The organism is Amaricoccus macauensis (genome assembly GCF_014201905.1).
Lineage (GTDB): Bacteria > Pseudomonadota > Alphaproteobacteria > Rhodobacterales > Rhodobacteraceae > Amaricoccus > Amaricoccus macauensis.
In genome coordinates this window covers 1204697-1216601 of record NZ_JACHFM010000001.1, presented here as the reverse complement: position 1 = coordinate 1216601, position 11905 = coordinate 1204697, and the positions used below count along the sequence as shown (strand labels likewise).

Annotated in this window: 10 protein-coding genes; 5 read left to right on the top strand and 5 right to left on the bottom strand. The window is 69.3% G+C overall.

Annotated elements, in window-relative coordinates; genetic code table 11:
• Positions 1 to 29: 29 nt before the first annotated feature.
• From HNP73_RS05840 to HNP73_RS05830, 3 genes are read left to right on the top strand one after another with little or no spacing between them, the layout of a single operon-like run.
• Positions 30 to 1274: an ABC transporter substrate-binding protein gene (locus tag HNP73_RS05840; RefSeq protein ID WP_221288209.1), complete on the top strand. Its 1245-nt coding sequence runs from the start codon at positions 30 to 32 to the stop codon at positions 1272 to 1274.
• 56 nt (positions 1275 to 1330) lie between these two features.
• A complete protein-coding gene (locus HNP73_RS05835; protein ID WP_184147648.1) occupies positions 1331 to 2239 on the top strand; it encodes an NAD(P)-dependent oxidoreductase in 909 nt (302 codons plus the stop codon).
• Entirely contained in the window at positions 2236 to 2508 is a 273-nt protein-coding gene (locus HNP73_RS05830) for a UxaA family hydrolase (protein WP_184147647.1), read from the top strand. Before HNP73_RS05835 ends, HNP73_RS05830 begins: the two co-directional genes overlap by 4 nt.
• A 118-nt stretch (positions 2509 to 2626) precedes the next feature.
• On the opposite strand, the gene HNP73_RS05825 is transcribed toward HNP73_RS05830, so the two are convergent.
• Positions 2627 to 3385 (bottom strand): alpha/beta hydrolase, encoded by a 759-nt coding sequence (locus tag HNP73_RS05825; RefSeq protein WP_184147646.1) that lies wholly within the window; start codon positions 3383 to 3385, stop codon positions 2627 to 2629.
• A 102-nt stretch (positions 3386 to 3487) separates the two neighbouring features.
• Here HNP73_RS05825 and pheS point away from each other — a divergent pair, with 102 nt between their 5' ends.
• Together pheS and HNP73_RS23635 are read left to right on the top strand one after the other, a co-directional pair.
• Positions 3488 to 4570, top strand: coding sequence for a phenylalanine--tRNA ligase subunit alpha (gene pheS, locus HNP73_RS05820; protein WP_221288207.1), 1083 nt, complete (start codon positions 3488 to 3490; stop codon positions 4568 to 4570).
• A gap of 99 nt (positions 4571 to 4669) precedes the next feature.
• Positions 4670 to 6022, top strand: coding sequence for a calcium-binding protein (locus HNP73_RS23635; RefSeq protein WP_281379173.1), 1353 nt, complete (start codon positions 4670 to 4672; stop codon positions 6020 to 6022).
• Between the two features lie 104 nt (positions 6023 to 6126).
• Here the strand turns inward: HNP73_RS23635 and HNP73_RS05810 are convergent, their stop codons facing one another.
• From HNP73_RS05810 to HNP73_RS05795, 4 genes are all read right to left on the bottom strand, one after another.
• Complete coding sequence (locus HNP73_RS05810) at positions 6127 to 8316, bottom strand: calcium-binding protein (protein ID WP_184147644.1); 2190 nt, start codon at positions 8314 to 8316, stop codon at positions 6127 to 6129.
• Positions 8317 to 8553: 237 nt separating this feature from the next.
• The gene (gene preA, locus HNP73_RS05805; RefSeq protein WP_184147643.1) at positions 8554 to 9855 is read right to left on the bottom strand and encodes an NAD-dependent dihydropyrimidine dehydrogenase subunit PreA; all 1302 of its coding nucleotides are present in this window, start codon (positions 9853 to 9855) and stop codon (positions 8554 to 8556) included.
• A gap of 42 nt (positions 9856 to 9897) precedes the next feature.
• Positions 9898 to 10443 (bottom strand): VTT domain-containing protein, encoded by a 546-nt coding sequence (locus HNP73_RS23185; RefSeq protein ID WP_184147642.1) that lies wholly within the window; start codon positions 10441 to 10443, stop codon positions 9898 to 9900.
• An 86-nt stretch (positions 10444 to 10529) separates the two neighbouring features.
• The gene (locus HNP73_RS05795) at positions 10530 to 11849 is read right to left on the bottom strand and encodes an NAD(P)-dependent oxidoreductase (protein WP_184147641.1); all 1320 of its coding nucleotides are present in this window, start codon (positions 11847 to 11849) and stop codon (positions 10530 to 10532) included.
• Between the last annotated feature and the right edge of the window lie 56 nt (positions 11850 to 11905).

The window sequence follows — 11905 nt, the reverse complement described above, 5'->3', positions numbered from 1 at the left end:
CAACGATGGCGCAACAGGGAGGGGAACCAATGAGAAAGACCGGAATGTCTGGCTGGAAAGGCCCGCAGATGGGCCGTCGCGGCTTCGTCGCGGCGGCAGCGGCCGGGGCGCTGTTTGCTCCGGCGCTGGTGCGGGCGCAGGGCTCTTCCGTGAAGGTCTCGGTCGGGCGCCAGCCGTGGGCGGCGGGCAACTCGCCGATCACCCAGAAGATGATGAACGACGGCCTCTTCGAGGCGGCGGCGAAGGAACTCGGCGTCGATCTTACCGTCGACTGGCGCGACTACCCTTCAGCGCTGCCGCAGGTCGAGGCGTTCCTCGCGGGCGATCTCGACATCGGGATGTGGGGCAATACCCCGATCGTGCGCCTTCTCTCGCAGGAGCAGCCGCTGAATGTGCTGACCCTCGGCGAGGGGCACATGCGCTTCGTCCTGACGGTGCCGAAGGACTCGCCCATCAGGACGATCGACGACCTGAAGGGCAAGACGGTGGGCGCGCTCGTCGGCGGTGACCCGGCCAACGCCCTGTCGCAGATGCTGGCGCTGGAACTCGGGGACGCCGATCCGAAGGCGCACGGCATCACCGTCGTCAACACGCCGACGCAGGCGCAGGCGGCTTCGGTGCCCACCGGCATGGACGCGGCTATCGCGGGCTACCCGGCCTTCCTGAAGGCGCAGGCGGAGATCGGGGTGAAGGGGATCATGAACTCCTTCGGCTACACCGAGGACGGCTATTCCGGGCCGGCGGGCGAGGGGGCGGGCCATCTGCTGCCCGGCGTGAAGAAGTCGGCCTTCTACCCGGACGGCTACTACCTGCACCGCTCGTTCTGGATCTGCACGGACGACATCGTCGGCGAAAACGCCGCGGTGGGGCAGGCCTTCCTGATCGCGAGCCAGCGCGCCGTCGTGGCGCTGAAGGCCGAGGCGCCGGAAGCGGTGTCGGACCTGGCGAAGACGTACTGGGAGCTGCCGCCCGAGCTTGGCGCGAAGATCGTGGCGGACGAGGTGCTGATCCAGCGCGGCTGGGCCTGGCCGACCGAGGGCGACGCGGCGGCGATCCGGCAGATCTCGGACTACATGGTCGCGGGCAAGCTCATTCCCGCGCCGCTCAGCGACGAGCAGGTGAAGGGCGCGTTCGCCAAGGCAGCGCCGATCGCCGAGAAGGCTTATGCCGCGTCCGGCGCGCTTCCCCCTGACGCGGACTTCACCGACCCGGCGGCGACCGACCTGCGCGGCCTGCCGGTCTGGAAGATGGACGGCTGGAAGCCGGCGGGCTGAACACCTGACGCCGGCCCCGTCCGGGGGCCGGCAAAGACCTCGAAGGAAGAAGAAAAATGGCATCGGTCGGTTTCATAGGGCTGGGAACCATGGGCGCTCCCATGGCGCGCAACGTGATGAAGGGTGGGCACTCGCTCACCGTTTATGATCTCAACACGCAGGCGGTGGAGGCCCTCGTCGCGGCGGGCGCCGTTGCGGCCGCGAGCCCGCGCGCGGTGGCGGAGGCGTCGGACATCGTCATCACCAGCCTGCCGGACGCACCCGATGTCGAGGCGACGGCGGATGGACCCGACGGAATCGTCGCCGGGCTCCGGCCGGGCGCGATCTACGTGGACCTCAGCACCATCGACCCGGAGACCACGAAGCGCGTCGGCGCGAAGGTGGCGGCCAGGGGCGCCGCGATGATCGACAGCCCGGTTGGCAAGACCGTGGAGCACGCGATCGCCGGGACCTCGACCCTGATGCTCGGCGGCGATCCGGAGGCGATCGAGACGGCGCGCCCGGTCCTCGCCTGCATGGGCAGCGACCTCATCCGCTGCGGCGATCTTGGCATGGGCCAGGCGATGAAGCTCACGAACAACCTCCTCGCGAGCGTGCTCATCGCCGCAAGCTCCGAGGCGCTGGTCGCTGGCGCGAAGGCCGGATTGACGCTCGATACGATGATCAGCGTGCTGAAGACGACGATGGCGTGGAACCAGCAACTCGCCGTCGCCATGCACAACCGCGCGCTCAAGGGCGACTTCGAGCCGGGCTTCATGGTCAAGCTCGCGCACAAGGACTGCCGGCTCGCCATGGCGATGAACGCGGCGCTTGGCCTTGATGCGCCGATCGGGGCGGCGACCGTCGCGACGCTTCAGGAGGCGATGGATCGCGGGCTCGCCGGTGCCGACGTGGGCGCGGTCCTGAAGCTGCGCGAGGATGCCGCGGGCGTCAGCATCCGGCTCGGCGCAGGCGAGGCCGCGTGAGTCGCGCGGTTCTCCTCGACCCGCGCGACGACGTGGCGGTGCTCGTCGAAGCGGTGGCCTCCGGGGCCGAGATCATGCTCATCGGCGCCCACGGCACCCTGAGCCTGACCGCCGCGGAGGCGCTGCCGCTCGGGCACAAGGTCGCGGTTCGCGCGCTGGGGGAGGGGGAACCGGTGCGAAAGTACGGCGAGGTGATCGGCCGGATGACGGCCGCGGCGTCGGCGGGCGATCACGTCCACGTCCACAATCTCGTGAGCCTGCGCAGCTGAAACCCGCGGCCTCATGGCCTCCTCCGGGAGGCCGGGGCCCGTGGTGCTGCGCAGGCCGCCGCGAGGGCCCGTGCCCGGAGCTCCCCCCCGAGCTCGGGCACGGGCTATGAGGTTGGATCTACGTCCGGTCCGCAGCGTCCGAAACGACTTCCGCCAGCGTCGATGCGAGCAGCGCGAGCGTCGCCTCGCTGCTGAAGCGGTGGTCGGCGTCCTTCACCAGCGTCAGGCGGATGTCCGGCCCTTCCGCGTGGTCGAGCAGCCTGAGCGCCACCGCCTGTTCCACGTCGGTGTCCGCCGTCCCGTGCAGCAGGCGGACCGGAAACGGCAGGCGGAGCGGCGTGCGCAGGACGAGGTTCTCCCGCCCGTCCTCGATCAGCCGCCGGGTGATCGGGTACGGCGCCTCATAGTCCGATGGCACCTCGACCTGTCCCTCGGTGATGAGGCGCGCCCGCGTCGGCTCGTCCATCTCGGCCCACATGGAATCTTCGGTGAAATCCGGCGCCGCGGCGATGCCGATGAGGCCGGCGACGCGCTCGCCGAGCAGCGCCACCAGACGGAGCGCGATCCACCCGCCCATGCTCGATCCGACAAGGATCAGCGGCCCGCGGGTCAGCGCGCCGATCGTCTCGGCGGCGTCCTGCACCCAGTCGCCGATCGCCCCGTCCTCGAAGCGCCCGGACGATGCGCCGTGCCCGGTGTAGTCGAACCTCAGGAACCCGAGGCCGGCGCCGGAGGCCCAGCCGTCGAGAAAGCTCGCCTTGGTGCCGGTCATGTCCGAGCGGAAGCCGCCGAGAAAGACCACTGTCGGGCTTCCGCCCTCCCGGAGCGCGTAGGCGATGCGCCGGCCGCCGGGCAGATCGAGGAAATCGTGTGCCATGCGTCCCGCATAGCAACGCTGGCCGCGCCGGGCCAGCCGGAAGCCTTGAATTTCCCCGGCCGCAAGGCTAGGCCAGCCGCGGCGGCGCCCGAGGGGACGGCAATGGACGGCATCAGCGACATCAAGACGCGGTATCTGGCGGCGATCGCCGATGCGCCCGACGAGGCGGGCCTCGAGGCCGTGCGCCTCGCCGCCCTCGGCAAGAAGGGCGAAGTCTCGCTGCTGATGCGCGGCCTCGGCGCCATGTCACCCGAGGAGCGTCAGGTCGCGGGCCCGGCGCTGAACGGCCTGCGCGACGAGATCGCCGACGCGCTCACCGAGGCCAAGGGCCGCCTTGCCGACGCGGCGCTCGATGCGCGCCTCGCGTCCGAATGGGCCGATGTGACGCTCGCCCCCCGGCCCGAGCGGGAAGGCACGATCCACCCGGTCAGCCAGGTGATGGAGGAGGTCGCGGCGATCTTCGCCGACCTCGGCTTCGCCGTCGCCGAAGGGCCGCAGGTCGAAAGCGACTGGTACAACTTCGACGCGCTCAACATTCCGGCCGAGCATCCGGCGCGGCAGGATCACGATACCTTCTACATGGCGCGCTCCGGCGGCGACAATCGCCCGCCCCACGTGCTGCGGACCCACACCTCGCCGGTGCAGATCCGCGCCATGGAAGCGCGTGGCGTGCCGATCCGCGTCATCGCGCCCGGCCGGGTCTACCGCGCCGACTACGATCAGACCCACACGCCGATGTTCCATCAGATCGAGGGTCTCTGCATCGACCGCGATGTGTCGATGGCGAACCTGAAGTGGGTGCTGGAAGAGTTCTGCCGGGCATTCTTCGAGGTGGACGGGGTGGAGCTGAAGTTCCGCGCCAGCCACTTCCCGTTCACCGAGCCCTCGGCGGAGGTCGACATCCGCTGTTCATGGGCCGGCGGGCAGCTCAAGATCGGCGAGGGCGACGACTGGCTCGAGATCCTCGGCTCCGGCATGGTCCACCCGAAGGTGCTGGCCGCCGCCGGCGTCGACCCGGAGAAGTGGCAGGGCTTCGCCTTCGGCATGGGCATCGACCGGATCGCCATGTTGAAGTACGGCATCCCCGACCTGCGCTCGTTCTTCGAGAGCGACCTGCGCTGGCTCCGCCACTACGGCTTCGCCTCCCTCGACCTGCCGACGCTCGTGGCGGGGCTGAGCCGCTAAAGCTGGCGATCTGCACGGAGGGAGAGGCGTTTTACGTCCGGCCCCGTGCAGCCAATGTCCGGGCTCGCGCGTTTCCCACCCATCCTGGGGGGAGCGCTCATGACCACCACGATCTTCACCAAGTCCGTCATCACGGATGGCTACGACCCGATATTCTCTTTCGCAGAGTCCGGCGACATGCTGATCGTCAGGGCCGGTGTCACCCTCGCGAACCAGGGCGACTGGGCGGTCGACGGACGCGGGGAAGGCGAGTTGCGCGACCTGACAGCGCACATCAACGGCACGGTCTCCGCGCCGGGATGGGCCGCGGTCGACGCCTTCACCGCCTCGATCGACCTGACCGTGGGTGCCACTGGCCGGCTCGAGAGCACCGGGGCCATGGCGTTCGAGGCGAGCTACGGGAGCAGTCTCGCGAACCACGGCGTGCTGCACGCTGGGCGCGGCTTCGGAGTGGTCCTGACCGACGTCACGGACGCCACTGTCCAGAACTGGGGCACGATCTTCGGCGAGGTCGGCGCAATCGAATTCGTCCCCGACAGGTTTCCGGGCAGCGCGGCGACGGTCGTGAACCATGGCACGCTGGAGGCCGGCGGCGGTTCGGACGACGGCGTTCTCGGCTCGGGCCAGAACCAGGCCGTCTACAGCCAGGTGGAAACGACGACGATCGTCAACGCAGGTACGATTCACGCGGCCGACAGGGTGGGCGCCGGTGTCATGATCGTCGACGGGTCGGCTTCGATCCAGAACACCGGGACGATCGGGTCGAGCCGCTACTGGGGAGTGATCGGCGAGGGAGCGGCGTCGCTCGACATCGGCAACGACGGCACGATCTCGGGGGCAAGGGGCGCCCTGTCGCTTTCCCGGGGCGCGGATTCGGTGACGAACGATGGCCTTCTGGAGGGTGGCGTGCTCCTTGGAGGAGGTAATGACGTCTATCACGGCGAGCTCGGCCGGGTCACTGGGCCGGTCTGGGGCAACAGCGGTCGCGACCTTCTCGCGGGCGGCAACTCTGCCGACGTCCTTGGCGGTGGCAGCGGAAACGACACGCTGCTGGGCGGCGGCGGGGCCGATACGCTGACCGGGGCGGGAGGAGCCGACCGGATGGTGGGTGGCGCCGGAGCCGACGTGTTCCGCTTTGCCGTGGCAAGCGACGCCGCGGGGGACAGGATCATTGGCGCTGCGGGTGTGGTCGCCTTTGCCGGCGCGGGCGTTGCCGGGGGCGACCGGGTTGATGTCTCGGCGATCGATGCGGACACGGCGGCGGCCGGGCAACAGCACTTCAGCTTTGGCACCACGCGCGGCGTTGGTGATCTCTGGGCGATGGACGTGGGGGATGTGACCCATATCCGGGGCAATACCACCGGCGGCGGCGGGCCCGAGTTCGATCTCGCGATCCATGACGGCGCGGGCGTCACGGCCAGCGACTACGCGGCGATCGACTTCATCCTCTGAGCCGGGGTGCGCAGGTTGCGCGGCTTTGACAAGGTGTTGAAATAAAAGGGACAGGTTGGATCCCGTTCACCAGTTCTCAGAACTGGTGAACGGGGTTTTCGCCGTCACACGAAGAGGACGTCGCTCTCGCTGATGTTGCCGCCCAGGATGGTGATATCCAACCCGCCGGGGGTCTGCTCGTAGTCGTTGCCGGAGAAGGCCTCGTACGCCAGACCGATGAAGAGCTTGTCGTCGTGGAAACCCCACTCGCCGACGTCGATGTCGTTCCGGTCGGTGACAGTGCCGACGAAGACCGGGTCGGGAGAGTCGGGGTCGGCCCGCTCGATGATGATACGGTCGCCCTCGCCGCCGTCGAAGTCGGTGATCGTGACATGCTGGACCCGGAGATAGGTCTCGTGCCAGCCGACGCTTTCCACCTTGTCGGAGAAGACGAAGCTGTCGGCGCCGCGGCCGCCGCTCATGCGGGTCTCGCCGTCGACGAGTGCGGCGACGAGCCGGTCGTCACCGCCCTGTCCGAACATGCTCATGCCGCCGACGATCGTATCGGCGCCCATCCCGCCGCGCAGGACTTCGCCGGCATCCCGCGCGTCGGTCAGGTCAGGCTTCTCCTCATAGTCGCCCCACGCCGACCATTCGGTCTGAGTGTTGCTGCCGAGGATGAGGTCGTTGCCGCGCCCGGCGTCCACCACATTGGCGCCGTGGCCGACCGAGATCACGTTGGCCGCGTCCGAGCCGATGACGATGTCGTTGCCGGCGCCGGTCGTGACGTTCTCGACGTTCGTCAGCCTGCCGCGCACCGCCGGGCCAGTGTAGGAGATGATCCTGCCGTTCGCGAGATCCGCCAGCAGATCCACCTCGGTGCCGCCATCGTAGGTAACCGTCGCGAGGCCGTTCGATTCGTCCCACCACTCGCTGAAGTCGAGATCCGGGTAGGCGTCATACCCGAGATCGACCACCACGGTGTCCGAGCCCGCGCCGCCGTTGATGATGTCCGACCCCGCGGTCAGATGGATCGTGTCGTTCCCGGCACCGGCGATCACGGTGTCATTGCCATCGCCGCCGTCGAGCACGTTGGCCCCGGCGCTGCCGCGCAGCAGGTCGTTGCCGTCGCCGCCGGTGATGTTCTCGATGCCGATGAGCCTGTCGCGGACGTTGCTGCCGATGATGGTGCCCACGCCGGTGAGCAGGCTGACCGAGACGGCCACATCGTGCGAGGCGTAGGACACGGTGTCGTGGCCGGCGCCGCCCCTGATCAGGTCGGACCCGAGGCCGCCGTCGAGGACGTTGGCGCCCGAGTCGCCGAGGAGCGTGTCGTTGCCGCTGCCCGTCGTCGCGTTCTCGATGGACTTGAACACCTCCGGGGTCCAGGTCTTGCCCGGGAAGGTGACGGTCTGGGTGGCGAGATCGAGGCGCAGGGCGTTGGTGTTCTCGGAGTAGTCGATCGTGTCGCGGCCAGCGCCGCCGTCGAGCCTGTCGGTGCCGGCACCGCCCGCCAGCGTATCGTCGCCCGCGCCACCGATGAGGATGTCGTTGCCACGGCCGCCGATGAGGAGGTTGTCGCCGCTGTTGCCGGTGATGCGGTCGGCGCCACTGCTGCCGATCACGTTGTCAAAGCCCTGAAGCGAGTCGACGTCTTCGGAGCCGGCGTGCGTGGCGGTTGTCTCTTCGTCGCCTTCGCCGAGGGTCAGCGTCACCCCCGCCGTGCCGCTGGCGAAGCTCACCGTGTCCGGCTTCGCACGCCCGATGGCCACCGCGTTCGAGGACCCGTCGACGTCCGTCTCGCCGCCGTCGCCATTGAGACTGTCGCTGCCCGCGCCTCCGTCGATGGTGTCCGACCCGAGGCCGCCAGCCAGCCAGTCGTCTCCGGCACCGCCGAACAGCAGATCGGCACCGACGCGCCCGTCAAGGTCGTCGTTCCCGTCTCCGCCGTGCAGTTCGTTCCGCTCGGCGTTGCCCATGATGTAGTCGTCGCCGGAACTGCCGATCACCCCTTCGATGGAGTGGATACGGTCCGCGATGCGGTTCCCGCTTCGGTACTCGATGACTCCGAGTGCGAGGTCGGCAGCGATCGGCCGCGCGGTGCCGGCGTAGGTCACCATATCGTGGCCGGCGCCGCCGTTCAGCACATCGAGGCCGGGGCCACCATCAAGCAGGTCGTCGCCCGCGCCGCCGAAAAGCCGGTCAGCGCCCCTGAGACCCATGAGCGTGTCATTTCCCGCGAACCCCAGGATCTGATCGGCGGACGATGTCCCGATCAGCCGGTTGTCGCGCGGATTTCCATTGATGATTGCCAAAGGGCTTCCCCCGATACTCTCCCTACACGGGACGGGTATATTCGGCGGATTTCCGCCGAGCAAGGGTCCGCCGACCAGGGGGCGTCGCTGAAGGGGATCAGTGTGTCCTTCCGGCACATCCGGGAGCCTGATCGGTGTCGCTCAGCAAGGTGGCGCGGAGCATTGCCCCCGTGGCGGGTGCTTCCCGCTGATTACGGCGGATTGCTGCAAGTTCCCAACGGAAGCGCAGGCACGACGCTATTCCGCCGCCTTTGCCGCCGGGTTGTTGGGGTGGCTCGTCCAGTTGGCGTAGTCCGGGCTCACCACCTTGCCGGTGCGCGCGTCGATCTCGCCTGGCGCGAGCTCAACCATGGAGATGCAGTCTTCCACCGGGCAGACGTTGACGCAGAGGTTGCAGGCCACGCATTCGTCGTCCTTCACCTCGAAGACCCGGCCGGGTTTCATGGCGATGGCCTGATGCGAGGTGTCCTCGCAGGCGGCGTAGCAGCGGCCGCAGTGGATGCAGAGCGACTGGTCGATCCGGGCCTTGGCCACGTAGTTGAGGTTCAGGTACTGCCAGTCGGTGATGTTCGGCACCGCGCGGCCGCGGAAGTCGTCGAGGTCGGCGTGGCCCTTCTCGTCCATCCAGGTCGCAAGCCCGGCGACGAGTTCCTCGACGATGCGGAAGCCGTAGGTCATCGCCGCGGTGCAGACCTGCACGGTTCCCGAGCCGAGCGCCATGAACTCGGCCGCGTCGCGCCACGTGGTGACGCCGCCGATGCCGGAGATCGGCAGGCCGCGGGTCGCGGGGTCGCGGGCGATCTCGGCCACCATGTTGAGCGCGATCGGCTTCACCGCCGGGCCGCAGTAGCCGCCGTGGCTGCCCTTGCCGTCGATGGAGGGCTCGGGGCTGAAGTTGTCGAGGTTGACGCTGGTGATGGAGCTTACCGTGTTGATGAGGCTGACCGCGTCGGCGCCGCCGGCCTTCGCGGCGCCGGCCGGCTGGCGAATGTCGGTGATGTTGGGCGTGAGCTTGACGATGACCGGCATCCGGGTCGCGGCCTTGCACCAGCGGGCGACCATTTCGATGTATTCGGGCACCTGCCCGACCGCCGAGCCCATGCCGCGCTCGCTCATGCCGTGCGGGCAGCCGAAGTTGAGCTCCACGCCATCTGCGCCGGTTTCCTCCACCAGCGGCAGGATCGAGCGCCAGCTCTCTTCGTCGCAGGGCACCATGAGCGAGACGACCATCGCCCGGTCGGGCCAGTCGCGCTTCACCGCCTTGATCTCGCGCAGGTTCACGTCGAGCGGCCGGTCGGTGATGAGCTCGATGTTGTTGAGGCCGAGAAGGCGCCGGTCGGCGCCCCAGATCGCGCCATACCGCGGGCCGTTGACGTTGACGATGTGCGGGTCGAGCCCCAGCGTCTTCCAGACCACGCCACCCCAGCCGGCGGCGAAGGCGCGACGGACGTTCACCTCCTTGTCGGTAGGCGGCGCGGAGGCGAGCCAGAACGGGTTCGGGGAGCGGATGCCGACGAAGTCGCTGCGAAGATCAGCCATGGGGGTCGGTCCTCCTCGATCAGGGCTCGGATGGGGTGATGGTCAGCTCCCGCCGGATACGGCTCGCCAGACCGCACCGACGATCTCGCCGCCGATCTCGCCGGACTTGGGCGTGAGGTAGGCCCAGGCAAGCGAGCCCGGCACGTTCACCAGCTGGAAGGCGAGCAGCCGCATCGCCGAGGCGCCGGCAATGATGAACGCAACCGAGCGCAGCGGCCCGAAGAAATGCGACACGAGGACGGCGGGTGTCCCCCAGCGGGCGAAGGCGGCGCGGCCGCGCTCCACGAGCGAGGGATCGCGGTTCATCGGCCACGCGGAGAGGACCGCCGGGCCGAAGCGCCGGCCGAGGGCGAAGGACAGGGTCGAGCCGGTGAGCGCGCCGGCCGAGGCACCGATCCAGATCGGCAGCATGTCGAGCGCCCCGGCGGCGATCAGCGTGCCGACCGCGACGAGGATCACCGTCGATGGCACCAGCAGCGAGATGAAGGCGAGCGTCTCGAAGAAGGCGAGAAGGAAGGCGAGGACGGGTGCCCAATGGCTGTGGGTCGCGACGAAATCGGTCGCGAACTGGACGATACTCTCGAACACGGTACTCCCCTGCGGTGGGCACCGCGACACATAAGGATGGTGGCGGCGCCGCGCAATCGCGGCGTGCCGGTTTCGGGTCTGATCGGTCAGCTTCCGCTGAGGCCCGCATCGCCAAAGCTCGCATGAATGTCGAGGGCTGCGTCGCGGCCCTCGGCCACGGCGGTGACGGTCAGGTCGTCGCCGCCCTCGGCGCAGTCGCCGCCGGCCCAGACGCCGGGCAGGCTGGTGCGTCCCGCGCCGGTGACGGCGATCTTGCCGCCCGAGAGCGCGAGCGCCTCGGGGGTCGCGCCGAGGGTCTGGCCGATGGCGGTCAGGACTTCGTCGGCGTGGAGCGTGAAGGTTTCGCCGTCCGGCCGGGCGAACTCCACGAGGCTGCCGGTGCCGTTGAGCTTCACCCCCACGGGCACGGAGTCGGTGAGGATGCGCACGCCCTCGGTGGCGGCGAGTTCCTGTTCATAGCTGCTGGCGGACATCTTCTCCCGGCCGCGGCGGTAGGCGATCGTCACCTCGTCGGCGCCGAGCTTCTTCGCCTGCACGCCCGCGTCGATCGCGGTCATGCCGCCGCCGATCACCACGACGCGCCGGCCGACCGGCACGCCGCCAAGGTCGTCCGCCTGCCGCACCTCGGCGATGAACTCGACGGCCGGGCGGATGCGCGCGCCGGCCGGCGTGAGCCCGAGCGCGCGGACGCCGGAGAGGCCGATGCCGAGGAAGACCGCGTCATGCCCGGCGCGGAGGGTTTCGAGGCTCACGGTCTCGCCGAGGCGCTCGCCGCAGCGCAGGGTGATGCCACCGACGTCGAGGAGCCAGTCGACTTCCGCCTGGGCGAAGTTGTCGACGCTCTTGTAGGCGGCGATGCCGAATTCGTTGAGGCCGCCGGGCTTTGGCCGGGCGTCGAAGAGCGTCACCTCGTTGCCGAGGAGCGCGAGGCGGTGGGCGCAGGCGAGCCCGGCCGGACCGGCGCCGACCACGGCGATGCGCCGGCCGGTCGGGGCCGCGCGCCGGAAGGGTTGGGCGCGGCCCATGGCCGCGTCGGTGGCGAAGCGTTGCAGCCGGCCGATCTCCACCGGCTTGCCCTCCGCCGCCTCGCGGACGCAGGCCTCTTCACAGAGCGTTTCGGTGGGGCAGACCCGGGCGCACATGCCGCCGAGGATGTTCTGGGAGAGGATGGTGCGGGCCGAAGCCTCCGGCTGGCCCGACTGGATCTGCCGGATGAAGAGCGGCACGTCGATCGAGGTGGGACACGCCTCGGTGCAAGGCGCATCGTAGCAGAAATAGCAGCGATCGGCGGCGACAAGCGCCTCGTGCGCGGTGAGGGGCGGCGCGATATCGGCGAAATTCTCCCGAAGCGCGTCTTCGGTCAGCCGCCCGGCGACGATGCCCGGCGTCTGCGGACTGGGTGCCATGGACCTCTCCAATGCGTCTTGGAGAGAGGCTTGCACGCGGCCGTTCACTTCGCAAT